General features: G+C 68.4%; 22 protein-coding genes. 11 read left to right on the top strand and 11 right to left on the bottom strand.

Going from position 1 to position 25,778, the window contains the following annotated elements:
• Positions 1-37: 37 nt before the first annotated feature.
• The 7 genes from AC3WON_RS14780 to AC3WON_RS14810 are packed head-to-tail and all read left to right on the top strand — an operon-like array spanning position 38 to position 8,611.
• Entirely contained in the window at positions 38-1,492 is a 1,455-nt protein-coding gene (locus AC3WON_RS14780) for a M81 family metallopeptidase (RefSeq protein ID WP_492352103.1), read from the top strand.
• A gap of 60 nt (positions 1,493-1,552) precedes the next feature.
• Positions 1,553-3,136 carry an ABC transporter substrate-binding protein gene (locus tag AC3WON_RS14785; RefSeq protein WP_492352104.1) on the top strand — a complete coding sequence of 528 codons (1,584 nt, stop codon included), beginning with the start codon at positions 1,553-1,555 and terminating at the stop codon, positions 3,134-3,136.
• Positions 3,137-3,170: 34 nt separating this feature from the next.
• A complete protein-coding gene (locus tag AC3WON_RS14790; RefSeq protein WP_010812471.1) occupies positions 3,171-4,106 on the top strand; it encodes an ABC transporter permease in 936 nt (311 codons plus the stop codon).
• A 24-nt stretch (positions 4,107-4,130) separates the two neighbouring features.
• On the top strand, positions 4,131-5,024 hold the full coding sequence (locus tag AC3WON_RS14795; RefSeq protein WP_492318538.1) for an ABC transporter permease: 894 nt from the start codon (positions 4,131-4,133) through the stop codon (positions 5,022-5,024).
• Positions 5,025-5,040: 16 nt separating this feature from the next.
• Positions 5,041-6,096 carry an ABC transporter ATP-binding protein gene (locus AC3WON_RS14800; RefSeq protein WP_492352105.1) on the top strand — a complete coding sequence of 352 codons (1,056 nt, stop codon included), beginning with the start codon at positions 5,041-5,043 and terminating at the stop codon, positions 6,094-6,096.
• Positions 6,093-7,085, top strand: coding sequence for an ABC transporter ATP-binding protein (locus AC3WON_RS14805; protein ID WP_492352106.1), 993 nt, complete (start codon positions 6,093-6,095; stop codon positions 7,083-7,085). The genes AC3WON_RS14800 and AC3WON_RS14805 overlap by 4 nt, the downstream gene beginning before the upstream one ends.
• Positions 7,086-7,117: 32 nt before the next feature.
• Positions 7,118-8,611, top strand: a complete 1,494-nt coding sequence (locus AC3WON_RS14810; RefSeq protein ID WP_492352107.1) for an N-acyl-D-amino-acid deacylase family protein — start codon at positions 7,118-7,120, stop codon at positions 8,609-8,611.
• Between the two features lie 42 nt (positions 8,612-8,653).
• On the opposite strand, the gene AC3WON_RS14815 is transcribed toward AC3WON_RS14810, so the two are convergent.
• Positions 8,654-9,292, bottom strand: a complete 639-nt coding sequence (locus AC3WON_RS14815) for a CDP-alcohol phosphatidyltransferase family protein (protein WP_011617023.1) — start codon at positions 9,290-9,292, stop codon at positions 8,654-8,656.
• 9 nt (positions 9,293-9,301) lie between these two features.
• Positions 9,302-9,592, bottom strand: a complete 291-nt coding sequence (locus tag AC3WON_RS14820) for an antibiotic biosynthesis monooxygenase family protein (protein ID WP_492318542.1) — start codon at positions 9,590-9,592, stop codon at positions 9,302-9,304.
• Positions 9,593-9,738: 146 nt separating this feature from the next.
• Here AC3WON_RS14820 and AC3WON_RS14825 point away from each other — a divergent pair, with 146 nt between their 5' ends.
• Positions 9,739-11,544, top strand: a complete 1,806-nt coding sequence (locus AC3WON_RS14825; protein WP_492352108.1) for an ExeM/NucH family extracellular endonuclease — start codon at positions 9,739-9,741, stop codon at positions 11,542-11,544.
• On the opposite strand, the gene AC3WON_RS14830 is transcribed toward AC3WON_RS14825, so the two are convergent.
• The 8 genes from AC3WON_RS14830 to AC3WON_RS14865 form a co-directional block, all read right to left on the bottom strand.
• Positions 11,496-11,963, bottom strand: a complete 468-nt coding sequence (locus tag AC3WON_RS14830; RefSeq protein WP_492352109.1) for a DUF2127 domain-containing protein — start codon at positions 11,961-11,963, stop codon at positions 11,496-11,498. The genes AC3WON_RS14825 and AC3WON_RS14830 overlap by 49 nt on opposite strands.
• Before the next feature lie 87 nt (positions 11,964-12,050).
• Positions 12,051-12,482 carry a hypothetical protein gene (locus AC3WON_RS14835; RefSeq protein ID WP_492340449.1) on the bottom strand — a complete coding sequence of 144 codons (432 nt, stop codon included), beginning with the start codon at positions 12,480-12,482 and terminating at the stop codon, positions 12,051-12,053.
• Positions 12,483-12,507: 25 nt separating this feature from the next.
• Entirely contained in the window at positions 12,508-12,987 is a 480-nt protein-coding gene (locus AC3WON_RS14840; protein WP_492318546.1) for a YbhB/YbcL family Raf kinase inhibitor-like protein, read from the bottom strand.
• 77 nt (positions 12,988-13,064) lie between these two features.
• On the bottom strand, positions 13,065-13,631 hold the full coding sequence (locus tag AC3WON_RS14845) for an SRPBCC family protein (RefSeq protein ID WP_492318547.1): 567 nt from the start codon (positions 13,629-13,631) through the stop codon (positions 13,065-13,067).
• 104 nt (positions 13,632-13,735) lie between these two features.
• Positions 13,736-15,268, bottom strand: a complete 1,533-nt coding sequence (locus tag AC3WON_RS14850; RefSeq protein ID WP_492318548.1) for an efflux transporter outer membrane subunit — start codon at positions 15,266-15,268, stop codon at positions 13,736-13,738.
• Between the two features lie 11 nt (positions 15,269-15,279).
• On the bottom strand, positions 15,280-18,465 hold the full coding sequence (locus tag AC3WON_RS14855) for an efflux RND transporter permease subunit (protein ID WP_492352110.1): 3,186 nt from the start codon (positions 18,463-18,465) through the stop codon (positions 15,280-15,282).
• 194 nt (positions 18,466-18,659) lie between these two features.
• The gene (locus AC3WON_RS14860) at positions 18,660-19,901 is read right to left on the bottom strand and encodes an efflux RND transporter periplasmic adaptor subunit (protein WP_492318550.1); all 1,242 of its coding nucleotides are present in this window, start codon (positions 19,899-19,901) and stop codon (positions 18,660-18,662) included.
• A gap of 183 nt (positions 19,902-20,084) precedes the next feature.
• Positions 20,085-21,050 carry an alpha/beta hydrolase gene (locus tag AC3WON_RS14865; protein WP_492352111.1) on the bottom strand — a complete coding sequence of 322 codons (966 nt, stop codon included), beginning with the start codon at positions 21,048-21,050 and terminating at the stop codon, positions 20,085-20,087.
• Positions 21,051-21,438: 388 nt separating this feature from the next.
• On the opposite strand from AC3WON_RS14865, the gene AC3WON_RS14870 reads away from it, so the two are divergent.
• Positions 21,439-22,374 carry a LysR family transcriptional regulator gene (locus tag AC3WON_RS14870; RefSeq protein WP_492318552.1) on the top strand — a complete coding sequence of 312 codons (936 nt, stop codon included), beginning with the start codon at positions 21,439-21,441 and terminating at the stop codon, positions 22,372-22,374.
• A gap of 119 nt (positions 22,375-22,493) precedes the next feature.
• Positions 22,494-23,078 carry a superoxide dismutase family protein gene (locus AC3WON_RS14875; RefSeq protein ID WP_492352112.1) on the top strand — a complete coding sequence of 195 codons (585 nt, stop codon included), beginning with the start codon at positions 22,494-22,496 and terminating at the stop codon, positions 23,076-23,078.
• A 104-nt stretch (positions 23,079-23,182) separates the two neighbouring features.
• Here the strand turns inward: AC3WON_RS14875 and AC3WON_RS14880 are convergent, their stop codons facing one another.
• Positions 23,183-24,181, bottom strand: coding sequence for an isopenicillin N synthase family dioxygenase (locus AC3WON_RS14880; RefSeq protein WP_492352113.1), 999 nt, complete (start codon positions 24,179-24,181; stop codon positions 23,183-23,185).
• 543 nt (positions 24,182-24,724) lie between these two features.
• Here AC3WON_RS14880 and AC3WON_RS14885 point away from each other — a divergent pair.
• Positions 24,725-25,765 (top strand): ABC transporter substrate-binding protein, encoded by a 1,041-nt coding sequence (locus tag AC3WON_RS14885; RefSeq protein ID WP_492352114.1) that lies wholly within the window; start codon positions 24,725-24,727, stop codon positions 25,763-25,765.
• Positions 25,766-25,778: the final 13 nt, after the last annotated feature.

Genomic DNA, 25,778 nt, shown 5'->3' on the forward strand with positions numbered 1-25,778 from the left:
CAACCGCCAATCCCCGACTGACCAGGAGCCAACCATCGTGCGTGTCTTCAGTGCCTCCCTCGCTACCGAAACCAACACCTTTGCGCCGATGCCCACCGGCCTGTCGTCCTTCAGGGATCGCGGCTACTTCGCTGCCGGCCAGCACCCTGACCAGATGACGTTTTTCTCAGGGCCGCTGTGGGCTGCACGGATCCGCGGCAAGGAGCGCGGCTGGCAGCTGTGCGAAGGCATGGTGGCCGGCGCGCAGCCCAGCGGCACCACCACCCGCCATGCCTACGAAACCCTGCGCGAGGAACTGTTGGCCGACCTGCGCGCGGCGCTGCCGGTGGACATGGTGCTGCTCGGTCTGCACGGCGCGATGGTGGCCGATGGCTATGACGACTGCGAGGGCGACCTGCTGCAGCGTGTGCGCGCCATCGTCGGCCCGGACGTGGTGATCGGCGCGGAGCTGGACCCGCACTGCCACCTGACGCCCGAGATGACGGCGTACGCCGACGTGATGGTTGCCTTCAAGGAATACCCGCATACCGACGTGCTGGAACGCGCGCTGGAACTGGTCGACCTGTGCGCGGCCACGGTGGAAGGCAAGGTTCGCCCGGTGGCGGCGGTGGTCGATTGCAGCATGATCGTCACGGTCCACACCTCGCGCGAGCCGGCGCGCGGCTTCATCGACCGCATCCAGTCGCTGGAAGGGCGCGACGGCGTGCTGTCGATCTCGGTGGCACATGGGTTTTCATGGGGCGATGTGCCGGGGATGGGCACCAAGGTGCTGGTCTACACCGATGGCAACCCGGCCAGGGCCGATGCGCTGGCGCGGCAACTGGCCGACGAACTGGTCGCCATGCGCGACGGGCTCACGGTGCGCTACCCGGACATCGATACCTCGCTCGACGAGGCGCTGGCCTGCGACGGCGGGCCGGTGGTGCTGGCCGACGGCGCCGACAATCCCGGCGGCGGTGCAGCCAGCGACTCCACCTTTGTCCTGCGCCGCATGATCGAGCGCGGCATCGGCAATGCGGCGGTCGGCCCGATGTGGGACCCGATCGCGGTGCGCATCGCCTTCGATGCCGGCGTGGGCGCACGCCTGTCGATGCGCATCGGCGGCAAGATCAGTCCGCTATCCGGCGATCCGCTGGACCTGGACTGCACGGTCAAGGCTCTGCTGCCCGACATGGTGATGACCGGGCTGTCCGACGCGCCGGTGCCGATGGGCGACTGCGCGCTGGTGGAAGCCAACGGCATCGATATCGTGCTGATCACGCTGCGCAACCAGGCCATGGGCACGGACATGTTCACCCAGCTGGGCTGTGACCTGGCGCGCAAGCAGATCATCGTGGTCAAGTCCTCGCAGCACTTCTACGCGTCCTTCTCGAAAGTGGCAAGGCACGTGATCTACGCAGGCGCCCCGGGTGCCGTCACGCTTGACCTCACGACCCTGCCCTATCGCAAGATCCAACGGCCCAAGTGGCCCCTGGACAGCGCCGCGGCCTGAGCGCCGGCCGCCTGGCTGCGTTCACGACAACAACGACAACGAAGAAAACGGAGACTGCAGATGACACCAAACCGATCCCTGTCCGCCGCGCTCGCGGCGGGCGCCCTGGTCCTGGCAGGCGCCAGCCTGCCCGTGCTGGCACAGACCAAGACGCTCAAGGTCGTGGCGCATGCCGACCTGAAGATCCTCGATCCGACCTTCACCACGGCCTACATCACGCGCAACTTCGGCTACATGGTCTACGACACGCTGTTCGCGCAGGACGCCAAGGGCAAGGCGCAACCGCAAATGGTCGAGAAGTACAGCAGCTCGAAGGATGGCCGGCAGTGGAGCTTCACGCTGCGTCCCGGCCTGAAGTTCTCGGATGGCAGCGCGGTTACCTCGGCGGACGCGATCGCCTCGCTGCAGCGCTGGGGCGCGCGCGACAGCCTCGGGCGTGCCATGGGCGAAGCCGGCGCCGAGTGGAAGGCGGTCGACGCGCGCACGTTCACGCTGACGCTCAAGGAGCCCTTTGGCATGGTGCTCGATGCGCTGGCCAAGCCCTCGGGCTTTCCCCCGGTGATCCTGCCGGAGCGCCTGGCCAGGATGCCCGCCACCGCGCCGCTGCCCGAGGTGCTGGGTTCCGGCCCCTTCATCTTCAAGCGCGACGAATGGGTGCCGGGCAACAAGGCGGTGTTCGTGCGCAACCCGCACTACGTGGCACGCAGCGAGCCCGCGAGCGGCCTCGCCGGCAGCAAGCAGCCCCGCGTGGACCGCGTCGAATGGCTCTACCTGCCAGACGCCAACAGCGCCATCGCGGCGCTCAAGCGCGGTGAGGTCGACCTGATCGAACAGGTACCGCCGGACTACATCACCCCGCTGCGCGGCGACGCCGGCATCAAGATCGGCTCGGGCGGCGCCTACCAGGGCGTGCTGGTGATGAACCAGCTGCATCCGCCATTCAACAACCCGAAAGTGCGCCAGGCCTTCCTGCAGGCGGTCAGCCAGGAACGCTTCACCGCGGCCATGGGCTATCCGCTCGACATGCGCATCAACTACTGCGCCACCTTCTTCATCTGCGGCGGCCCCAACGATACCGCTGCCGGCGCCGAACCGTACCGCAAGGCCGATCCGGCCCGCGCCAGGCAGTTGCTGGGTGCGGCGGGCTACAAGGGCGAAAAGGTGGTGCTGCTGGTGCCGACCGACATTCCCCAGCTCAACGCTGAAGCCCTGATGGCGGCACAGACCATGCGCAGCATGGGCATGAACGTCGACATGCAGAACATGGACTGGGCCTCCATCGGCGCGCGCCGCGCCAAGCGGGATGCGCCCGAGGCCGGGGGCTGGAATATGTACGTGACCGTCGCGGGCGCGTTCGATGCCGATTCCCCGATCACCAATGCCTACCTCAGCGCCCCCTGCGGCACCAGCCTGCCCGGCTGGCCCTGCGACAAGCCGCTCGACGCCCTGCGCACGGCCTGGGTCCGCGAGACCGTGCCCGCCAAACGCAAGGAACTGCTCGATGCCTTCCAGAAGCGCGCCTATGAGGCGGTGCCCTATGTGAACGCCGGCCAGTACTCGGCGGCGTTCGCGGCGCGTGCCAGCCTCAAGGGCATCGACAAGATGTGGGCCGGCATGCCCACGGTCTGGATGCTCGACAAATAGCCACGAAGCACGAACCACCGGGGGAAACACGACAATGGGCTACCTGCTCCGACGCCTGGCCGCGACGCTGCCCGTGATGGCAGTGGTGGCCGTGGTGGTCTTCCTGCTGATCCACTTGTCGCCGGGCGATCCGGCGGCGCTGATCGCAGGCGACCTCGCGACCGTTGACGACATCGCCAGGCTGCGCGGCGTGCTGGGGCTGGACCAGCCGCTGTGGCGGCAGTTCTTGCTGTGGCTCGGCCGGCTCGCCACCGGCGACCTCGGCACCTCCATCTTCACCCAGGTGCCGGTGGCGCAGTTGCTGGCGCAGCGGCTGGAGCCGACCGTCTCTGTCGCCGCGCTGACGATGCTGCTGACCTTGCTGGTCGCGGTGCCGCTGGGAACGCTGGCCGCGTACCGCGCGGGCAGCTGGGTCGACCGGCTGGTGATGCTGTTCGCGGTGCTGGCATTCTCGCTGCCGGTGTTCCTGGTGGGCTACCTGCTGGTCTACGCCTTTGCCATCCAGTTGCCGTGGTTCCCGGTGCAGGGCTATGCGCGCCTCGCCGACGGCGCTGGCGCATGGCTGCGCAGCCTGGTGCTGCCCTGCGTCAACCTGGCGCTGGTCTATATCGCGCTGGTGACGCGCATGACGCGCGCCACCGTGCTGGAAGTCCTGCATGAAGACTACATCCGCACTGCGCGCGCCAAGGGCCTGGGCGTGCTGCCGGTGCTGGGCCACGCGCTGCGCAACGCGGCGATCCCGATCGCCACCACCGTCGGCATGGGTATCGCGCTGCTGATCGGCGGCGTGGTCGTGACCGAGACCGTGTTTGCGATCCCCGGGGTCGGCCGCCTGGTGGTCGACTCGGTGCAGCGCCACGACTACCCGGTGATCCAGAGCGTGCTGCTGGTCTCCGCCGGGGTCTACGTGCTGATCAACCTGATGATCGACCTCAGCTACCGGCTGTTCGATCCGCGCATCAAGTACTGATGGCTCGCCGCGAGACCCGCTGACATGACCACTTCCCGACCCGCCACCGAACTTGCCGTACCGGCACCCGACCATGCGCCTTTCGTGCTGCCGCGCTGGCACTGGGCGCGCAAGCACCCCACGCTGATCCTGGGTGCGCTGCTGCTGGCGGTGATCGCCGTGCTCTCCCTCGGCGCGCCCTGGATTGCCACCGTCGACCCGCAGGACATCGACCCGCTGGCGCGCATGCAGCCGCCCTCGGCCGAGCACTGGTTCGGCACCGACGCGCTCGGCCGCGACGTATTCAGCCGCGCGGTCTGGGGCGGCCGCGTCTCCATGATCGTGGGCCTGTCGGTCGGGCTGCTGGCAACCGTGTCCGGCGTGCTGCTGGGCCTGGTCGCAGGCTTCGTGCGCCGCGCGGACTCCCTGGTGATGCGCGTGATGGACGGCCTGATGGCGATTCCGGGGATCCTGCTGGCGATCGCGCTGATGGCCGTTACGCAGGCCAGCCTGGGCGCGGTGATCATCGCCATCGCCATACCCGAGGTCCCGCGCGTGGTGCGGCTGGTGCGCTCGCTGGCGCTGACCCTGCGCGAGCAGCTCTACGTCGAGGCGGCGCATGCGGTCGGCACCCGCCTGCCGGTGATCCTGGTGCGCCACGTGGTGCCCAACATGGTGGCGCCGCTGATCGTGCAGGCCACATTCGTGGCCGCCACCGCCGTGCTCACGGAAGCCGCGCTGTCTTTCCTCGGCGTCGGCGTGCCCGCCCAGATGCCTAGCTGGGGCAACATGATGGCCGAGGGGCGCAATTTCGTGGCCGTGGCCTTCCACATCATCCTGTACCCGGGCATCCTGCTGGCCGCGACGGTGCTGGCCATCAACCTGCTCGGCGACGGCCTGCGCGACGCGCTCGATCCGCGCCTGGCGCGGCAACTCTGAATCCGGGAGCGCAACCATGACCATCACGATGTCGCGCGCGATGTCCCATGTCAGGCCGGCCACGGGCGAGCCGCTGCTCGAAGTGGAGGACCTCCACACGCATTTCGACACGCTCACCGGGCCGGCCCGCTCGGTCAACGGCGTCTCGTACACCGTGCGCGCCGGCCAGACCCTGGGCGTGGTGGGCGAGTCAGGCTGCGGCAAGAGCGTGACGGCGCTGTCCATCATGCGGCTGCTGCCCACGCCGCCGGCACGCATCCGCGGCGCGGTGCGGCTGCGCGGCACGGACCTGTTGCAGCTCAGCGAACGCGAGATGCGCCGCATCCGCGGCAATCGCGTCTCGATGATCTTCCAGGAGCCGATGACCTCGCTGAACCCGGTGCTGACGATTGGCCGCCAGATTGCCGAAACCGTGCAGCTGCACCAGGGCGCGAGCCGCGCCGAGGCGCTCAGGCGCGCGGTGGAGATGCTGCGGCTGGTGCAGATCCCCGAGCCCGAGCGCCGCGTCAACGAGTACCCGCACCAGCTTTCGGGCGGCATGCGCCAGCGCGTGATGATCGCGCTGGCGCTGGCCTGCAACCCCGAGGTGCTGATCGCCGACGAACCCACCACGGCGCTCGACGTGACCATCCAGGCGCAGATCCTGGACCTGATCCGCCGCCTGCAGCAGGACCTGGGCATGGGCGTGGTGATGATCACGCACGACCTGGGCGTGGTGGCCGAATGCTGCGACCGCGTGATCGTGATGTACGCCGGGCGCAAGGTCGAGGAAGCCAGCGTCACCGAGCTGTTCGACCGCCCGCTGCACCCCTACACCCGCGCGCTGATGGCATCGATGCCGTCGATGAACACCAGCAGCCGGCGCCTGGCCGAAATCCCCGGCCTGGTGCCATCGCCACTGGAAGAGCGCCGCGGTTGTGCCTTCGCGGCACGCTGCGCGCATGCCGACGCGCGCTGCGCGCGCGAGCTCCCGCAGCTCACGCGCCACCGCGGCGACCATGCGGTGGCCTGCTTCGCCGTCGAGGAAGGCCGCATCGAGTGCAACCCACAAGCCCAGGAAGCCATCGCATGAGCACGACCTCCGCCACGCCAACGCCCCTGCTCAAGGTCGACCGCCTCAGGAAACACTATCTCGCACCGCGGCGCTGGCTGGCGCCGCCCAGGCCGCCGATCCAGGCAGTGGACGGCGTGTCCTTCACCGTGGAGCGCGGCGAGACGCTCTCGCTGGTCGGCGAATCCGGCTGCGGCAAGACCACCACTGCCAAGTCGGTGCTGCGCCTGATCGAGCCGACTTCAGGCTCGGTGCAGCTCGACGGCGAGGAACTGCTGGGCCTGCCGGCAAGCGCCATGCGGCAGCGCCGGCGCGACCTGCAGATCATCTTCCAGGACCCCTATGCCTCGCTCAGCCCGCGGCTGACGGCGGGCGAGATCGTCGCCGAGCCGCTGCGCAACTTCGGCCTGCAGTCGCGTGCCGAGCGCAACGAGCGCGTGCAATGGCTGTTCAGCAAGGTCGGCCTGCGGCCTGAAGCCGTGCGCAAGTTCCCGCACGAGTTCTCCGGCGGCCAGCGCCAGCGGCTGGGCATCGCGCGCGCACTGGCACTCAACCCGAAGCTGATCGTCTGCGACGAGCCGGTATCGGCGCTCGATGTTTCCGTCCAGGCGCAGGTGGTCAACCTGCTGATGGACCTCCAGGCCGAGTTCGGCATCGCCTACCTGTTCGTCGCGCACGACCTGGCCGTGGTGCGCCATATCAGCCACCGGGTCGCCGTGATGTACCTTGGCCAGATCGTCGAACTGGCCGACCGCGACACCTTGTTCTCCGCGCCGCGCCACCCCTATACGGAGATCCTGCTGTCCGCCGTGCCGGTGCCCGACCCGCGCAGGCCCGCGCGGCGCCTGCTGCTGCAGGGCGATCCGCCCAGCCCGGCCAATCCGCCAGCGGGCTGCCGCTTCCACACGCGTTGCCCGCATGCGCAAGCCCGCTGCAAGGAGCAGGCCCCCTTGCTGACCGAACGGCCCTCCGCCACCGGCATCCACCAGGTGGCCTGCCATTTCCGCTGACCGATACGCTCCCGTCCAGGAAGGGAACCCCCATGTCCGACCCCACCTCCGCACACGCCGCGCACTATGACCTGCTGATCGCCGGCGGCACCGTGATCGATGGCAGCAAGGCACCCCGCTTCAGCGCCGATATCGGCGTGCGCGACGGCTGCATCGCGGCGATCGGCGACCTCGCCGGGCACACGGCCGACCGTGTGCTGGATGCCATGGGCCTGATCGTCGCCCCTGGCTTCATCGACGCGCACACGCATGATGACCAGGCGGTGCTGTCGCAACCCACCATGCCGTTCAAGATCTCGCAGGGCGTGACCACCGTGATCGCCGGCAACTGCGGCATCAGCGCCGCGCCGCTGCGTGCCGACATGGACCTGCCGATGCCGCTGAGCCTGATCGACACACCCGCGCAAGGCCGCTTCACCAGCTTCGCGGCCTACCTCGACGCGCTGCGCGCCATGCCGAGCTCGGTCAACGTGGCCGCCATGGTCGGGCATTCGACCTTGCGCGCGGTCACCATGGCGGCGCTGGACCGGCCAGCCGATGCCAAAGAGATCGCCGCCATGCAGGCGCTGGTCGAGGAAGCCATGCAAGCCGGCGCGATCGGCCTGTCGACCGGCACCTTCTATCCGCCCGCCGCCATGGCGACGACCGTGGAGATCATCGAAGTCTGCCGGCCGCTCAGTGCCCGCAAGGCGCTCTATGTCACGCATATGCGCGACGAGTCCGACCACGTCATGGCCTCGCTCGACGAGACCTTCCGCATCGGCCGCGAGCTCGACGTACCGGTGGTGGTGTCGCACCACAAGGTGCAGAGGCAGGCCAACTTCGGCAAAAGCCAGGTGACCCTGCCCTTTATCCGCGAGGCCATGAAGCACCAGTGCGTGTCGCTCGACTGCTACCCATACACGGCCGGCTCCACCATGATCCGGACCGACCGCGGCATGCTCGACGGCCGGGTGCTGATCGCCGCCAGCGAGCCATACCCCGAATGCGCGGGCCGCGATCTCGACGACATCGCCAGGGAATGGGGCGTGCCCAAGGACGAAGCCGCGCGCCGCCTGCAGCCGGGCACCGCGATCTACTTCCAGATGGACGAGGACGACGTCCAGCGCATCCTTGCCTTCGACGAAACCATGATCGGCTCCGACGGCATCCCCGTCGGCGCCAGTCCGCATCCGCGCCTGTGGGGCACCTTCCCGCGCGTACTGGGGCACTACTGCCGCGAGGTCGGCCTGTTCCCGCTGGAGACGGCGGTCTGGAAAATGACCGGGCTGACGGCGCGCAACTTCGGCCTGCACCGGCGCGGCACGCTCGCCGTGGGCAATCATGCCGACATCGTCGTTTTTGATGCGGCCAACGTGCGCGATGCCGCCAGTTACGAAACCCCCACCCGGCCAGCCGAAGGCATCGACACCGTGATCGTCAACGGCGCCATTACCTGGCAGCACGGCGCGCACAGCGGGGCGCGCAACGGGCAGGTCATCACGCGGCCAGCAGGCCCTGAGGCGGGAAATGCGGCGCCTGCCTGAGGCCCGCAGCAAGGGGCCGCCGGAAGCGAAGCCGCCGGCGGCTCAGAACTTGGGAATGCGCAGCGTCTTGCTGACCATCAGCGTGCCCGACAGCGCGAACAGCAGCACCAGCGGATGCAGCACCGCCGGGCCCAGCACCCACGCGCCGCCCGGCAGTTCGCCGCCAAGCTGGCCTTGCCAGGCGCACCATGCCAGCACCGCGGTCAGCAGCACGCTGGTCGGGATCGGCGTGCCTTCGAAGTAGGCGACCTTGCCGCTGTCGCTGCCCTCTGCCAGCGATTCAGCGGTGACGTTGAAGCGCGCCAGCCGGCTGACGCCGCAGCAGACAAAGTAGATCAGCACGGCCAGGTCCCAGCCGCCGCGCATGCCGGCGGCAAAGGCCAGCGTGGCCGGCCCGACGCCGAACGAGATCACGTCGGCCAGCGAATCCAGTTCGCGCCCCAGCGCCGAATGCGCATGACGCCAGCGCGCGATGCGGCCGTCCAGCACGTCGAAGATAAAGGCCAGCGGCGCCAATGCCGCCGCCGTGTAGAAATGCGACAACTGCTGGTCGGCCACGTAGAACATGGCGAAGAACACCGACCCCATGCCGCAGGCCGCATTGCCCAGCGTAAAGACATCGGCCAGCTGCAGCTCGCGCAGCATCGAGAAATGGCGGGGACGTTCCGGCCGGGTGCTCATGGCGTGCGCTTACAGGACCTTGGCCACATGGTGCACATTAGGCGGCGCGGCAAAGGTTTCACCGACCAGGGCGCGCCATTGCTGGAACTCGGGCGATTCGCGGAAATGGACCATATGGTCGTCCACCGTCTCCCATTCCACCACCAGCGTGTATTGTTCCGGCTGCTCGATCGAGCGGAACAGCTGCACGCCGTGGCAGCCGCGCGAGCGCAGGAACAGCGGCGTGGCCTGGCTCACGCCCTGCTCCAGTTGCTTGTCCATGCCGGGCTTGATGGTGAGTTGTGCGATTTCCTTGATCATGACGGTTTTACCAATGGAGTAGATGCCGGGGCACCGGCGGGTGTCTGCTACCTTAGCACGATCGCGGGGCCACATGCCTGCTGCAAGCATTCCGTTACATGCGGCGGTTAGCATCGTCCACCCTGCCACTACCTGCCGATAACGCCATGCGATCGTCCCTGCGCAAGCGCCACCTCGCCCGGGCCGTCTTGCCCGCCCTAGCCTTGACCTGCCTGGCGGGCGCGCATGCTGCATCGCAACCATGCGGCACGCCGGCGACGCCGATCGCCGAGATCCAGGGTGCCGCGGCGGCGTCGCCGCTCGCGGGCAGCGTGGTGGAGGTAGAGGCCGTCGTCACCGCGGACTTCAGCGGTGATGGCGGCCTGCGCGGCTTCTTCCTGCAGGCCGCGGACGCGCAACGCCTGCACCGGCCCGGCGTGTCGGAAGGTCTGTTCGTCTATGCGCCACGCACCACGGCACGCGCCGGCGACATGGTGCGCGTGTCCGGAAGGGTCGAAGAGAAATTCGGGCAGACGCAGCTGGTGCTGTCCGGCGCGCTGGCGGTGTGCGCACGCAGCATGGCGGTGACGCCGCAGACGCTGACCTTGCCGGTCGCGGGCGAATCCGATCTTGCCGCGCGTGAAGGCATGCTGGTGCGCCTGCCCCAGACGCTGACGGTTGCCGATACCCATGAGCTTGGTCGCTATGGCACTCTGGCGCTGAGCGACGGCCGGCCCATCGCGCCGACGCAACAGGCCCTGCCGGGAACGGCCGCGCGGCAAGCCGCCGCCGCCAACGCCCGCAACCGGCTGTTGCTTGACGATGGCTCGACGCGGCAGTATCCCGCCGTGGTGCCCTACCCGCCACCGCGCCTGGCCGCCGACCACCCGGTGCGTGCCGGAGACACGGTCAGCGGCGTGCAGGGGGTGCTGGAAAAACGCCACGGGCAGTGGCGCCTGCGACCGGTGCCCGGAGCGAGCGCGCCGGTATTCCATGCCACCAACCCGCGCCGCGGCGCCCCGCCACGGCATCCGGCCACCACGCTGCGCGTGGCCGCCTTCAACCTGCAGAACTACTTCAACGGTGACGGCCAGGGCGGTTTCGATGCTCCCGGCAACCGCGGCGCGCAGGACACCGAGGCGCTGGCACGCCAGGAAGCCAGGCTGCTCGCCGCGCTGCGGGGGCTGGATGCGGACGTGATCGGCGTGATGGAGGTAGAAAACGACGGCTACGGCCAGTACAGCGCGATCCGCCAGCTGGCCAGCCGGCTGGGGCCGGACTGGCGCGTGCTCGATCCCGGCACGCCGGCGCTTGGCAGCGATGCCATCGCGGTCGGCCTGCTGTACCACGCCCGCACCGCCGTGCCGGCCGGGCGCGCGGCCACCACCTGGCTGGGCGAGCGCAGCCGCCAGCCGCTGGCCGGCACCTTCCGCGCGGCGGCTGGCGGCACGCCGGTCACGGTCGTGGTCAATCATTTCAAATCCAAGACCTGCACCGAGGCCACCGGCGCGCAGGCCGACCAGGGCGATGGCCAGGGTTGCTGGAATCCCGCGCGCGCGCAGGCTGCCCAGGCGCTGGCCGAATGGCTGGGCGCAGCCCCGACGGGCGTGTCCGGAGCGGGCGTGCTGGTGATCGGCGACCTGAACAGCTATGCCATGGAAGACCCCGTGCGCGTGCTGGCGCGCCGCGGCTATGCCGACATGGTTGCGGAATTCGCCGGGAAGCCGGCGTACAGCTACGTCTACAACGGCCAGGCCGGCTATCTCGACCATGTGCTTGCCGATGCCGCCGCGGCCCGGCATATCCTGGCCGTGCATGCCTGGCATATCAATGCCGACGAACCTCCGGCCTTCTACTACGCCCCGGCGCCGGGTGCGCCTGCGGTGTCGGGCCACTACGCGCCCGGCCCCTACCGTTCATCGGATCACGACCCCCTGCTGGTCGACTTCGCCAGCAGCCCCCGCGCCAGGTAAAGCACCACCAGCAGGTTGGCTGCCGCCAGCGTGCCATGCAGCCAGCTGGGGTGGACCAGGGCCTCGTACAGTTCCAGCGGAATGTAGATGCCGCCGGACCACACCCCGATCCAGTTGCCCCATGCAAGCCCGCGCCAGAGCCCGTACGCTTCGGCAAAGCGCATCAGCGCATAGACCGTGGCAGAGCCGCCGATGGCCCACAGGCGGGCGTTGTCGGGATGCGCAAGCAAGGACAGGAAGATGGTGGGATAGCGGCTGGCCGGATTGACATGCAGGCGCTGGATGATGGCTTCCGCGAGCGCCTGGGCGTCGCGGTGCAGCAGTGCGGCCAGGCCCAGGCCGGCAACGATCACGATCAAGCCCTTGCCTGCCTCGAACAATGCGATGCCCTTCAGGCCCAGTGCGCCCTGCTTTGCCATGCGGTGTCCCCGGTCGATGCAAGAATTGCAAAGCCGGTATTGTGCAACACCGGCAGGCAATGCCGGCATTGCGCCCGGTGCGCGCTGTCAGCGCCCGTATTCGCGCTCGCGCATGGGCCCGTCGGCATCGATGCCGCCGCTGGCGGCAATGGGGCCGTCCACGGTCAGCGGGCCGGCCACGCTCAGGTCGCCCCTGACCACCATGTCGCCATGCACCGTCACCGGGCCGTTGAATACCTTGAGATAGCCGCCGCCGTACGGCAGCCCCCGCGCGGTGGCTGGCCCGGTGAAATACGCGGCGGTGAGCGGGCCGCTGGCATAGACGTGGCCGGCGACAACCAGCTTGCCGTGCACCGTCAGCGGCCCCTGCACCTGCGCCGAACCGCCGATGGTGATCGGGCCGGATTCATGTGGCTGGGCGCGCACCGGGCCCGCCACGGCCAGCAGTGCCAGCGCCCCGGCCGCCGCCAGTCGCCACCACGGCCCACGGAGATCGAGGCGGAGCATTCGGTGCGACATGACGTAGCCTCCGGCCGCACCGCGCCTAGCGCTGCAGCTTCTGGTAAGTGCCGATCAACTCTGCGCTGGCCAGGATATGGCCCCGCATCGCCCGCTCCAGCGCCTCCTTGTCAGGCATCCCCAGGTCCGGCAACGCCACGTCCAGCGCATACAGCTTGAAGAAGTAGCGGTGCCGGCCGATCGGCGGGCACGGGCCGCCATAACCGGCGCGGTGCCAGTCGTTCAGCCCGTTGCGAGTGCCTGCGGGCAGCCCGGCCTTGCCGATGTCCGCCGGCAGCGCCTCGGCATGGGACGGCAGGTTATAGAGAAGCCAGTGGACCCAGGTCATTTTCGGCGCGGCGGGGTCGGGTGCGTCGGGGTCGTCGACGATCAGCGCCAGGCTGGCCGTGCCGGGTGGCAGGCCGGTCCAGGCAAGCGGCGGGGAAATATCGGCGCCTTCGCAGGTGTGCTCTGCGGGAATCTCGCCACCCGGGGCGAATGCGGTCGATTGCAGCTGGAACGGCATACTGGCCTCGCTGGACGCACTGAGGGATGGCTCCAACTTAGGCCGGATCGGTGTCCCACGCAAGGCGTCGCCGCGCGCTATGGCGGCGGCTGCGTCTCCAGCAGCGCCTTGAGCCGGCGCACGGCTTCGGTGGACTCGGCCTGGACGCGCTCGCGCAGCGTCAGGCGGTTGATCAGGGCGAAGAGCAGCGTAGGCGACCGGTAGCGGAATTCCCGCTCAATGCGCGTGCGTTCGGCCGACGGGGTCAGCGACGGCGTCATGGCGGGCGTAAGCCGGTAGGTGATGGTGCCGACCCTGCGCCCTTCGGCCACGCCTTCGATCGACCATGTGCGCGGCCGCTGGCTTTCGATGACAGTCCAGACCACCGCGCCACCGCGCTGCGCCACCATGAAGGTCTCGGTCACGCGCTCGCCCTGCCCCAGCGGATGGTCGGTCGCTCCCGCCACGCCGAGCGAGGCCGGATGCCACTTGGGCCAGTGCAGCGGCGTGGACACGTAGTCGAACACCTGCGCTGGCGGGCGCGCAATCACCACCTCGTCATGGATGGCGGTGCGGTCGGACCATGGCAGCGGCGCCAGCAGCATGCCCACGGTGATCGCGGCGAAGATCAGTCCCCAGAACGGTTTCCTGTGTCGAACAAGCATGGCGGCGGGACAGGATGCATCCGGGGCGCCCCCGTGCATCCTGTACGCTTGGCGCGATGCTTCCAGTGTAGTGACTGGGAAGCATCGCGCCAGTCCCGCGCTGCTTAGCGGGCCTGGGATGCCGGCGCGCCCTCGGCCGCCGGCGCCGGCACGGCCGCCACCGTCTCCGGCAACGGGCCCCAGCCGCCGCCCAGCCGGCGGATCAGCGACACCGTTGCCGCAGCGCGCAGGCCGGCCACCTGGTTGGCCTCGCGCTGCGACTGCAGCACGGTGCGGTCGGCATCGATCACCGTCAGGTAATCGACCGCGCCGGCGTCATAGCGGCTGCGCGAGATCCGCGCCGCGCGCCGGGCGCCGCCAAGTGCGCCGTCCAGCGCGCCGGCCTGCTGGCTGAGCCAGCGCACGTCCGCCAGGCTGTCTTCCACCTCGCGGAACGCCACCAGCACGGTCTGCCGGTAGCCGGCCACGGATTCCTCGTGCGCGGCACGGGCACCGGCGAGGTTGGCGCTGTTGCGGCCGCCATCGAACACGGTCTGTGCGATGGTGGAGCCGATCAGCGGCCCCAGCGCCCAGGTGCGCGACGACCACTTGAACAGGTTCGACAGGTCCGCCGATTCAAAGCCGAACAGCCCGGTCAGCGTGATGCGCGGGAAGAACGCCGCCTTGGCCACGCCGATGCGCGCGTTGGCCGCGGCCATCTGGCGTTCGGCCGCGGCGATGTCGGGGCGGCGCTCCAGCAGTTCGGACGGCAGCCCGGCGGGAATCGCGATCGGCGCGGCGTCGAACGGGCGCGCCGGCAGCGAGAATGCCGCCGGCGGCACGCCGGTCAGCACCGCCAGCGCATGCTCCTGGTTGGCGCGGCGGCGCTCGATGCCGGCCAGGTCCGCGCGCGCGGTGCCGAGTTCAGCTTCGGCACGGGCGGGATCCAGGTCGGTGGTCTCGCCGGCGTCATAGCGCTTCTTCAGCAGCGACAGCGCATCCTCGCGCAGCCTGATGGTGGCGTTGAGCAGGTCGCGCTCGCTGTCAAGCGTGCGCAGCGCGAAGTACGCCTGCGCCACGTCGGCCTGCAGCGCCAGCTGCACCGAGCGGTACAGGTCCTCCGCGGCCTCGCCTTCAGCGCGGGCGGCGTTGACGCTGGACGCGACGCGGCCGAACAGGTCGAGCTCATAGCTGGCGAAGGCGCGCGCCTTCAGCACCGTCTGCGGGGGCACCCGCGTGCCGTCAGGCAAGCCTTGCGAGGCCGCCGACGGCTGTGCGCGTGTCGGGTCCAGCCCCACGCTCAGCTGCGGGTACAGGTCCGCCTCAGTGGCACCCGTGAAGGCCCGTGCCTGCTTCAGGCGGGCAGCGGCAATCGCCAGATCCTGGTTGGAGCTGCCAGCCGCGTCGATCAGGCGGTCCAGTTCGGCATCGCCGAAGATCTTCCACCAGTCGCCGCGATGCTGGCCTTCGGCCGGCGTCGCGGTCTTCCATTGCGCGCCTTCGGCCTGGGCGGCCTCGGCCTCCTTGAAGGCCGGCACGGTGGCCGTTTCGGGCACCTTGTAGGTCGGGGCCAGCGAGCAACCCGCAAGGATCAGCGCTGCAGCCAGGGTCGCCAGCTTAGGCAGCCAATTTGTTGTCGAAAATGCAGGGGCATTCATGTTGATCACCATTATTCAGCCGATGCAGCCAGTTGCGCGCCCTGCTCTTGCGTGGCCGTGCGGCGCTGGCCGCGCGTGGCCAGCAGGCGCAGCGCCACATAGAACACCGGCGTCAGGAACAGCCCGAAGAAGGTCACGCCGAGCATGCCCGCGAACACCGCCACGCCCATGGCATGGCGCATCTCGGAGCCGGCGCCGGTGGAGATCACCAGCGGCACCACGCCCATGATGAAAGCGAACGAGGTCATCAGGATCGGGCGCAGGCGCAGGCGGCTGGCTTCGATCGCGGCCTGCACCACGGTGCGGCCGTGATGCTCCAGCTCGCGCGCAAACTCCACGATCAGGATCGCGTTCTTCGCTGACAAGCCCACCAGCACGATGAAGCCGATCTGCGTGAAGATGTTGTTGTCGCCCTGCGTCAGCCACACCCCGGTCATCGCCGCCAGCAGGCTCATCGGCACGATCAGGATCACCGCCAGCGGCAGCGTCAGGCTTTCATACTGGGCAGCCAGCACCAGGAACACCAGCAGCACGCACAGCGGGAAGATCCACACCCCCGCATTGCCGGCCAGGATGTCCTGGTAGGTCAGCTCGGTCCATTCAAACTTCATGCCCTTGGGCAGGGTCTCGGCGGCAATGCGCTCGGCCGCGGCCTGGGCCTGGCCCGACGAGAACCCGGGCGCGGGCCCGCCGTTCATGTCGGCGGCGGTAAAGCCGTTGTAGCGCACCACGCTGTCCGGACCAAAGCCCTGCTTGACCTGCACCAGCGACGACAGCGGCACCATGTCGCCGGCGGCGTTGCGCGTCTTCAGCTGCAGGATGTCCTCGGCATGGGCGCGGAACGGCGCGTCTGCCTGCACCTTGACCTGGTAGGTCCGGCCGAACTTGTTGAAGTCGTTGACATAGGCCGAGCCCAGGTAGGTCTGCAGCGTGTCGAACACCTCGGTCACCGGCACGCCCAGCTGCTTGGCCTTGACGCGGTCCAGCTTGACGTCGAGCTGCGGCACGTTGACCTGGTAGTTGCTGAAGATGCCGGTCAACTCTGGCGTGGCGCGCGCCTTGTTGGCAAACGCGTTGGTGGCCTCGAACAGCGCGTCATAGCCCAGCGCCGCACGGTCCTCGATCATCAGCTTGAAGCCGCCGATGGTGCCCAGGCCCTGCACGGGCGGCGGCGGGAACACCGCGATAAAGGCATCCTGGACGGCCGCGTACTTCTGGTTCAGGTCAGCCGCGATCGCCGCGCCGGACAACTCCTTGGTCTTGCGCTCCTCGAACGGCTTGAGCGTGGCGAAGACGATGCCGGCGCTCGGGCTGTTGGTGAAGCCGTTGATCGACAGGCCCGGGAAGGCCACCGCCGATTCCACGCCCGGATGCTTGAGCGCGATATCGCTCATCTTGCGGATCACGTCCTCGGTGCGGTCCAGCGTGGCGCCGTCCGGCAGCTTGGCAAAGCCAACCAGGTACTGCTTGTCCTGCGCCGGCACAAAGCCCTTGGGCACCAGCTGGAACACGCCCCAGGTCAGCGCCAGCATCACCGCGTAGACCCCGAATACCGAGCCCTTGCGGCGGATCACGCCCTTCACGCCACGGCCATAGCTTTCAGCGCTGCGGCCGAAGAAGTGGTTGAAGCGCTTGAAGAAACCGCCGAACACGCGATCCATCCAGCGCGACAGCCAGTCCTTGGGCGCGTCATGGCTCTTGAGCAGCAGTGCCGACAGCGCCGGCGACAGCGTCAGCGAGTTGAACGCCGAGATGATGGTCGAGATCGAGATGGTCAGCGCGAACTGCTTGTAGAACTGGCCGGTCAGGCCCGTCATGAAGGCCAGCGGCACGAACACGGCGATCAGCGTCAGCGCGATCGCGATGATGGGGCCGCTGACTTCGCGCATGGCCTTGTAGGTGGCCTCCTTCGGCGTCAGCCCCTCTTCGATATTGCGCTCGACGTTTTCCACCACCACGATCGCATCATCGACCACGATACCGATGGCCAGCACCAGCCCGAACAGCGACAGCGCGTTGATCGAGAAGCCGAACGCATGCATCAGCCCGAAGGTACCGACGATCGACACCGGCACCGCCAGCAGCGGGATGATCGACGCGCGCCAGGTCTGCAGGAACAGGATCACCACCAGCACCACCAGCGCGATGGCCTCGAACAGCGTATGCGTCACCGCCTCGATCGAGTGGCGCACGAACTGCGTGGGGTCATAGACGATGCTGTAGTCGATGCCGTCCGGGAAGTTCTGCTTGAGCTCTTCCATGGTCTTGCGCACGTCATCCGAGATCTGGATGGCGTTGGAGCCCGGCGCCTGGAAGATGGGGATGGCCACCGCCGGCTTGTTGTCCAGCAGCGAGCGCAGTGCGTACTCAGACGCGCCCAGCTCGATGCGGGCAACGTCCTTCAGGTACGTGACGGCACCGTCTGCGGAAGTGCGCACGACGATGTCGCCGAACTCCTCCACCGTGCTCAGGCGGCCCTGCGCATTGACCGACAGCTGCAGGTCCGCGCCCGGCAGCGCCGGCGACTGGCCGATCACGCCGGCCGCCACCTGCACGTTCTGCTCGCGGATGGCCTTGACCACGTCGCTGGTGGCAAGCTGGCGCTCGGCCATCTTCTCGGGGTTCAGCCACACGCGCATGGCGTAATCGCCCGAGCCGAACAGCTGCACCTGGCCCACGCCCTGCAGGCGCGCCAGCCGGTCCTTGACGTTGATCACCGCGTAGTTGCGCAGGTAGGTCATGTCATAGCGGTCGTTGGGCGAGACCAGGTGGACCACCATGGTCAGGTCCGGCGAGCTCTTGACCGTGGTGATACCCAGCCGGCGCACGTCTTCCGGCAGGCGCGGCTCGGCCTGCGAGACGCGGTTCTGCACCAGCTGCTGGGCCTTGTCCGGGTCGGTGCCCAGCTTGAAGGTCACGGTCAGCGTGAGCAGGCCGTCGCTGTTGGACTGCGAAGACATGTACAGCATGTCCTCGACGCCGTTGATCTGCTCTTCCAGCGGCGAAGCCACGGTCTCGGCAATCACCTTGGGGTTGGCGCCCGGAAACTGCGCGCGCACCACCACCGACGGCGGCACCACTTCCGGGTACTCCGAGATCGGTAACTTGAACATCGATATGGCGCCAATCAGGAAGATCAGCACCGACAGCACCCCCGCGAAGATGGGGCGGTCGATAAAGAATTTAGAGAGATTCATCTTGGTCTCTGCAAAAACGCTCCCCTGGCGGTCCGCCATGGCGGGCACCATCGGCTGCTTTGGGAGCGAAAAAAACTAGGGGCGCTGGGTGTGCGGGTTCACGTGGTTGCCATAAGCGACGGAATCAAACATCGCTCAGGCCGGCTCCCTCTCCCCTCAGCGGGAGAGGGGAGCAAACCATCGGCTCGCATGACTCAGCTCACCGGCTTCACGTCGGCTTCGCCTTTCTCGCTCGCAGCCTGCTTGCGATCAGGCGCGTTGCCGCGCGGTTCCAGTTCGCTGCGGAAGGCCATGGCCACCGGCTTGGGCTGGACCGTATCGCCCGGCCGCACGCGCTGCAGGCCGTTGACGACGATGGTCTCGCCCGGCTTCAGGCCCTTGCGCACCACGCGCAGGCCGTCATGGTTGGGTCCCAGTTCCACTTCGCGGTAGACCAGCTTGTTGGTCTTGTCCAGCACCAGCACGAACTTCTTGCCCTGGTCGGTGCCGATGGCGCGGTCATTGACCAGCACCGCCGCATGCGGCGCGCCGCCGCCCAGCTTGACCTTGGCGTACAGGCCCGGCAGCAGGCGCCCGTCTTCGTTCTGGAACACCGCGCGCACGCGGATGGTGCCGCTGCGCGGGTCCAGGCGGTTGTCGACCGACTGGATCTTGCCCTCATGCGGATTGCCGTCCTCGTTGGCCAGGCCCAGGTAGACCGGCAGGTTGGGCTGGCCACCGCCGGCACCCGGCGCGGTGTAGCGCAGGTAGCTCTGCTCGTCGATCTCGAAGCTGGCATAGATCGGCGACACCGACACCACCGTGGTCAGGGCCGGCGAGGCCGTGCCCGCAGCCACCAGGTTGCCGACGGTGATCTCGGCGCGCGACACGCGCCCGGCGACCGGCGCGGTGATGCGGGTGTAGGCCAGGTTCAGGCGTGCGGTTTCCAGCTGCGCCTGGGCAGCACGCACGTTGGCGCTGGTTTCGCGGGCCGCGTTGATGCGCTCGTCGAACTCGCGCTTCGAGATGGCGTTGTCATCCAGCAGCCGCTGCGCGCGCGTCTGTTCGCTCTGCGCATGGGCGGCGCGCACCTGCGCCGCGCCCAGCGCGGCGTCGGCACGGGCGACTTCCGCGGCATAAGGACGCGGGTCGATGGTGAAGAGCGGGTCGCCCTTCTTCACCAGCGCGCCCTCGCGGAAGTGCACGGCGTCAATGGTGCCGCCGACGCGCGGGCGGATCTCGACGCGCTCCACGGCCTCGACCCGTCCGGAGAACTCATCCCACTCGGTGATGGTCTGGCCGACCACGGCGGCCACTTCAATCGCCGGCGCGGGCGGCGGGGTGTTGGCATGGGCTTCGCCGCCATGCCATGGGCGCAAGATCGAGCCGGCCACGCCGGCGCCCAGCACCACGACGATGGCGAGGGCAATCAAAGTACGTCGTTTCTGCTGCTGCATTTCTCAAACTCCTGGATCGGGTTTTCTTCAACCGGAAAAGCAAATGGCCGAACGCCGCCTGCCGGTCCGCGTGGGCGGACCGGAACCATGGCCAAACTGATGGTCGGACTTAGGACCGCTTGCGTGTTGCGGCGGTCCTGGCTCTGGCCGAAACAGAGCCGGCTGGCGGTTGTCTGGAGCGGCTCAGCCGGCGGGCTTGGCTCCAGGCCGGCTGGCGTTGGCGTCAGCGCGGCGTTCAGTCAGGGATGAGGTATCGTCGGCCGCGGCCAGACATCGCCGCAGGAACCGCGCACCTTCGTCGACCCATGCCTGACAGCTGTCATGGGCCTCTTCCACGCCGTCGCCGCAGGCGCCGGGCATGATCATGGCCTGGGCCGGCACGCCGGCCTTGCTCAAGCGCCCGGCGAAGGCTTCGCCTTCGGCACGCAGCGCGTCGTATTCAGCCACCTGGACCAGCGTGGGCGGCAGCCCGGCCAGGCGCGAGGCCAGCGCCGGGGCGGCATACGGATGCACCGTATCCGCCGGCGTCGGCAGGTAGTCGCGATAGTTGTCGGCCAGGCGCCGCAGGGTGTCCATCGGCACCTGCCCGCCGTCGAACCCCGCGCACGAAGCATGCTGCAGGCACGGGTCCGTCACCGGGCGGATCAGCCATTGCCCGCGCGGCTGCGCGGTGCCGCGGTCGCGCAGCATCTGCGCCAGCGCGATCGCCAGGTTGCCCCCGGCCTCCTCGCCCACCAGCGCAAAGCGGGCCTTGTCCAGCTTCAGCCGCCGGGCATTGCGCAGCACCCACTGCACCGTGCTGTGCGCGTCCTCCGGCGCCGCCGGGAACGGATGGTCCGGCGCCAGCGAATACGCCGGCGTTACCACCACCGCCGGCACCGTGGTGGCCAGGTCCTGCACCAGATGGCATGCGTGTTCCAGGCCGCCTTCGACGAAGCCGCCGGCATGCAGGTACACCAGCCAGGGCAGCAGCGCGGCGCCCTCGGCGCCCGGCGCCGGATAGCCCGCCGGGTAGCACACCCGAACCAGGATCTCGCGCCCGTCACTGGTCACCGTATGCTCGGCCACGCGCACCTGCACCTGCCCGGCTGCCGTGGGGGCAGAGGCGGCGCTGGCTGCATCAGGGCGTTGGCCTGGCTTCTCGGACATGGCGTTGGCGCACGACGGAAACAATGCGCTTGAGTGTTGCGATGCAACGGATTATGGTGATTGACGAGGATGGGATAAAGCGAGAGATCGCCAATGCACTGTTCCGGGATTGGAATAATCGCAAACCGCCCCGCCATGCCACTGAAACCGCATATCCCCACGCATGACAAGGTCTTGGATTTTGTGATTCACTGCGGCTCTCGGCACGCGCGGCGGTCTGCCAGGCCGGTGCGCGCCCGATCAGAAATCCATGCCGGAACCCGCGCCCAGCCAGCGCGCAGTCCCTGTACCAGCCAGCCGGCAGACTCCCCACAACAACAACCAGCATGGCCACGTGCGTCACGAGCGCGCGCGGCACGCCGTTCGGATCTATCGTCGGAACCTCATCATGGACCGTCTCGTATCAATGCAGGCATTCACCCGGGTCGTTGACGTCGGCAGCTTTGCGCGCGCCGCGGAATCGATGGACTTGCCCAAGGCCACGCTGACCCGCCTGATCCAGAACCTGGAAACCCACCTGGGCGTCAAGCTGCTGCACCGGACCACGCGCCGCATCAGCGTGACCAACGACGGCGCGGCCTATTACGAACGGTGCGTGCGCATCCTGGCCGATGTCGAGGAAGCGGAGCAGTCACTGACGCGGCAGAACAACTCGCCGCGCGGCACGCTGTCGGTGGACACCACCGCGGGGCTGGCGCAGCTGGTGCTGGTGCCCCACCTGCACGAATTCTTCCAGGCCTACCCGGACCTGAAGCTGGACCTGACCATCAACGGCAAGCCGATCGACCTGCTGCAGGAAGGCGTGGACGTGGTGCTGCGCGTGGGCACGCCGGTCGAGGAATCCATGGTGGCTCGCCGCATCGGCCATGTGCAACTGGCGTTCTACGCCTCGCCGATCTACCTGAACCGCTTCGGCATCCCCCACGACCTGGCCGAACTGGCCCAGCACAAGGCGGTCAATTTCCTTTCCAACCGCACCGGCCGTGAGATGCCATGGCCCATGGCACGCGGCATGGAGCGCAGCGAGGTGCTGCTGCCGTCGGCCATCTCCACCAACGATGCCGATGTCTACATGGGCTGCGCGCTGGAAGGCCACGGCGTGGCACGGGTCTCGCGCGCCATGGCCGAGCCCTATGTGGCCAGCGGCCGGCTGGTGGAGGTCATGACCGACTGGCAGACCGAAGAACTGCCGATCTCGGCGATGTATCCGCAGAACCGGCACCTGTCGGCCAAGGTGCGGGTGTTCGTCAACTGGGCGGCGGACCTGTTCTCGCGCCACCCGCACTTTGGTGCGGCACAGCAGCGGCTGGCGGTCGCGGCCTGATGGCGTGATTGGCTAGCGATACACGGTCTATTGCGGCATGTAGGACAAAACCGGAAATCGGCCTGGCGCCGGCCAGCCTATACTGTTTCTTCCGAAATCATGACAAGAAGAGGAGTCCGATGAAACAAGTGCTTACCCCCCTGGCGGCCTGCATCGCCGCGACCATTGCACTGGCCGGCTGCGCCGGCTCCGGCATGAGCTCCTCGTCTGCAGCCAGCGCGTCCGGCACCAGCGCCAGCAGCAGCGCCACCGGCAGCGCCAGGGCGACGGCCACGCTCCAGCCCAAGAGCGGCAGCAATACCGGCGGCACCGTGACCTTCCAGCAGCAGCCCGGCGGCGTGATGATGACCGCGGCGATCACCGGCCTGCCGCCCAACTCCGTGCACGGCTTCCACGTCCATGAGAAGGGCGACTGCTCCGCGCCTGATGCGATGAGCGCGGGCGGCCACTTCAACCCGACCGGCAAGCCCCACGGCCAGATGACCATGCCCGACCACCATGCCGGCGACATGAACAACGTCACCGCGGACGCCAGCGGCAACGTTCGCGTCAGCATGCTGCTGCCGGACCTGACCGTTGGCACGGGCGCCAACGGGGTGATCGGCCGCGCGGTGGTGGTACACAAGGATCCGGACGACTACAAGACGCAGCCGACCGGTAATGCGGGCGGGCGGATCGCTTGCGGGGTGGTGGCGGCTTCGTAAGGTAGGAATAGCGAACCAAGAACTCCTGCGAACCCGCCGGGGTTCTCCCTCTCCCGCAAGCGGGAGAGGGGAGCAAACCGTCGGCATGGAAATTCTTCCGCGCCTCAATACCCCTTGAAATTCGCATTCACCCGCTGCCGCAGGTAATCCCCCGCGCTGATCGGCGGATACTTGCCGCCCGGCCCTTCGATCATCGCACCGCGGTTGGCCTGGCAGAAGAACGCCATGCTGTAGCGCGGGCCCATGTAGTCATCCGGCGCGGGATTGCGCACGCGATGGAAGTTCGACGGCAGCCGGTCGTCGCTCCAGCGCATCAGCATGTCGCCGATATTGCAGGTGATGACTTCCTCGTCCGGGTCGATCGGGGTCCATGCCTGCGCCTCCATCTCCTTGCCGGGGCAGACCTGCAGCCCGCCCTGGCCGGGGCGCTGGAACAGCAGCGTCAGGCAGTCGAAATCCGTATGCGCACCGGCGCGCCAGAGCTCCAGCTTGTCGCGCAGTTCGGGCGGGATCGCGTAGTAGTGCAGCAGCCGCAGCGTGCTCTGGTAGTCCGGCGCCCGCGGATCGTGCGCCTGCGTGAAGAAGTCGCTGGCAAAGCCGAGCTTGCCGGCGAAGCATGACAGCACCTTCATGCCCACCTCCCAGCATTGCGCCTCGAAGGCAAGCATGGTGGCGCGGAAGCCTTCCAGTTCGTCATCGCCGGGCCACAGCCCGGCCATGTGCGGGCGCGTGATCTGGTAGGACTCCTTCTGGTCCGGGGTGCCGGTCGAGGGGCGCACCTGCGCGCGGCTTTCCCAGCCGGCGTTGTTGGCCTTCTGCAGCGGGTATTGCGCCTTGACGGCGTCAGGCAGCGCGAAGAAGCACTCGGTCATGGCAAAGGCTTCGCGCACGCTGGCCAGGTCGATGCCGTGGTTGGCGATCTGGAAGAAGCCGACGTCTACCGATGCCTGCCACAGTTCGTCAGCGATTTGCGGCTTGCGCCGCGCGTAGTCGGACAGGTCGATGCGGCGGATCTCGCGCTGGCGGGTTTCCGAACCGAACGCGCCCATGCGCGATTCGCGGTGGAGTTCGGCCAGGGCGTAGGCGGTGTCTGGTTGGCTCATGGTGTTCCTTGTGCAAAGCGGGTCAGGGATTGGCCCCTCGCCGGCACAGGCAGACCACCCATGGCAACGCACGCCGGGACAACGCGCTCCTGAGGTCGCCTGTGCCAGCCTGCGCGATCGCGCGGGGCACGGACTTCAAGAGCAATTCCCGGCCATCCGGCGCGCGTCTGCGACGCCCCGCGCGGATGGTGAACGCTTCTACTCTTGCCCGAGGTCATGCAGGTTCCGGGCCAGGGGTTTTGCACCGGGATCGCAGCGATTGCGCCGGGGCTTGCGCCGTGATGGCGCATGCCGGGCAACGGCTTGGTGCATGGCGCCGCGCAGCGCCCGGCACGGATCCTGCTGAAACCGCAGCGGAGTAGAAGCGTTCAGCGGCACGCCGCCCGGAAATTGCTCCCGATGATGTGCACGGTCCCCGCGCATGCCCTGGCCGCATGCCGGCGCGGCATGGTGCCGGCGTCCCGGGAGGCCACGCTCGCCTTCCGCACTCGCGCCACCCGCCCGCGCACGCATCGTCCAGTGACATTCGTTCCGGAGAAAGACATGCGTCGCCGTTCCTTCCTGCGCGCCTCTGGCGCCACCGCCCTGCTTGCCGCCGCCCCGTTCGCGGTGCCCCATGTCCGCGCGGCGGGCTCGCTGCAGAAGTTCAAGTTCAATCTCGGCTGGAAGGTGGAAGCCTCGGGCGCGGGGTTCCTGCTGGCGCACCAGCGCGGCTACTACAAGGACGCCGGGCTGGACGTCACCATCGATACCGGCAACGGCTCGGCTTCGGCCATCAGCCTGGTCGCGGGCGGCGCCTATGACTGCGCCTCGGCCGACCTGGCGGCGATGATCGAATTCAACACCACCAATCCGTCCGCCGCGCTCAAGGCGGTAGCCATCCAGTACGACCTCAATCCGAACGCGATCCTGGTGCGCAAGGGCAGCGGCATCGTCAGGCCAGCGGACCTGGCCGGCAAGTCCATCCTGGGCCAGCCGTTCAATGCCTCGCGCAAGCTGTTCCCGGTCTTCGCCAGGGCGCAGGGCTTCGACCCCGGCGGCGTGAAGTGGGAGAGCGTCACGCCCGATATCGGTGACACGCGCTTCGTCAAGGGCGACTTCGATGCCGCCGCCTACTTCTTCTTCACCGGCCTGGTGAACCTGAAGGCGCGCGGCATGGGGCCAGAGAAGATCACCGTGTTCCGCTTCTCGGACTACGGCATGAAGTCCTACGGCAACGGGCTGGTAGCCAACCGCAAGAGCATGACATCCGATCCGGAGGTGATGAAGGCCTTCGTCAAGGCCTCGACCCGCGGCTGGCTCGACGCCATTGCCGATCCCGCCGCGGGCGGTGCCGCGGTCAAGGCGCGCGAGCCGCTGGCCGACCAGGCGCTGGAGACTGAGCGCCTGCGCCTGATTGTCGACGGCACCATGAAGACGCCCGACACCCGGCGCGACGGCTGGGGCGCGGCCACGCCGGCACGGCTGCAGGCAACGCTGGATGAAACCGTCGGCGCCTTCGGCATCAAGGCGCCGCTGACGGTGGCGGACATCTGGACTGACCAGTTCCTGCCCGCGCCATCAGACCGCCGCCTCAAGGCGTAAGGAGAGCACGCCC

This window comes from Cupriavidus sp. FW305-46 (assembly GCF_058787075.1).

Bases quoted from the DNA above. Each gene is read 5' to 3' on its own strand.
- AC3WON_RS14785 (WP_492352104.1), top strand. From the start codon at position 1,553: ATGACACCAAACCGATCCCTGTCCGCCGCGCTCGCGGCGGGCGCCCTG.
- AC3WON_RS14790 (WP_010812471.1), top strand. From the start codon at position 3,171: ATGGGCTACCTGCTCCGACGCCTGGCCGCGACGCTGCCCGTGATGGCA.
- AC3WON_RS14795 (WP_492318538.1), top strand. From the start codon at position 4,131: ATGACCACTTCCCGACCCGCCACCGAACTTGCCGTACCGGCACCCGAC.
- AC3WON_RS14800 (WP_492352105.1), top strand. From the start codon at position 5,041: ATGACCATCACGATGTCGCGCGCGATGTCCCATGTCAGGCCGGCCACG.
- AC3WON_RS14805 (WP_492352106.1), top strand. From the start codon at position 6,093: ATGAGCACGACCTCCGCCACGCCAACGCCCCTGCTCAAGGTCGACCGC.
- AC3WON_RS14810 (WP_492352107.1), top strand. From the start codon at position 7,118: ATGTCCGACCCCACCTCCGCACACGCCGCGCACTATGACCTGCTGATC.
- AC3WON_RS14815 (WP_011617023.1), bottom strand. From the start codon at position 9,292: ATGAGCACCCGGCCGGAACGTCCCCGCCATTTCTCGATGCTGCGCGAG.
- AC3WON_RS14820 (WP_492318542.1), bottom strand. From the start codon at position 9,592: ATGATCAAGGAAATCGCACAACTCACCATCAAGCCCGGCATGGACAAG.
- AC3WON_RS14825 (WP_492352108.1), top strand. From the start codon at position 9,739: ATGCGATCGTCCCTGCGCAAGCGCCACCTCGCCCGGGCCGTCTTGCCC.
- AC3WON_RS14830 (WP_492352109.1), bottom strand. From the start codon at position 11,963: ATGGCAAAGCAGGGCGCACTGGGCCTGAAGGGCATCGCATTGTTCGAG.
- AC3WON_RS14835 (WP_492340449.1), bottom strand. From the start codon at position 12,482: ATGTCGCACCGAATGCTCCGCCTCGATCTCCGTGGGCCGTGGTGGCGA.
- AC3WON_RS14840 (WP_492318546.1), bottom strand. From the start codon at position 12,987: ATGCCGTTCCAGCTGCAATCGACCGCATTCGCCCCGGGTGGCGAGATT.
- AC3WON_RS14845 (WP_492318547.1), bottom strand. From the start codon at position 13,631: ATGCTTGTTCGACACAGGAAACCGTTCTGGGGACTGATCTTCGCCGCG.
- AC3WON_RS14850 (WP_492318548.1), bottom strand. From the start codon at position 15,268: ATGAATGCCCCTGCATTTTCGACAACAAATTGGCTGCCTAAGCTGGCG.
- AC3WON_RS14855 (WP_492352110.1), bottom strand. From the start codon at position 18,465: ATGAATCTCTCTAAATTCTTTATCGACCGCCCCATCTTCGCGGGGGTG.
- AC3WON_RS14860 (WP_492318550.1), bottom strand. From the start codon at position 19,901: ATGCAGCAGCAGAAACGACGTACTTTGATTGCCCTCGCCATCGTCGTG.
- AC3WON_RS14865 (WP_492352111.1), bottom strand. From the start codon at position 21,050: ATGTCCGAGAAGCCAGGCCAACGCCCTGATGCAGCCAGCGCCGCCTCT.
- AC3WON_RS14870 (WP_492318552.1), top strand. From the start codon at position 21,439: ATGGACCGTCTCGTATCAATGCAGGCATTCACCCGGGTCGTTGACGTC.
- AC3WON_RS14875 (WP_492352112.1), top strand. From the start codon at position 22,494: ATGAAACAAGTGCTTACCCCCCTGGCGGCCTGCATCGCCGCGACCATT.
- AC3WON_RS14880 (WP_492352113.1), bottom strand. From the start codon at position 24,181: ATGAGCCAACCAGACACCGCCTACGCCCTGGCCGAACTCCACCGCGAA.
- AC3WON_RS14885 (WP_492352114.1), top strand. From the start codon at position 24,725: ATGCGTCGCCGTTCCTTCCTGCGCGCCTCTGGCGCCACCGCCCTGCTT.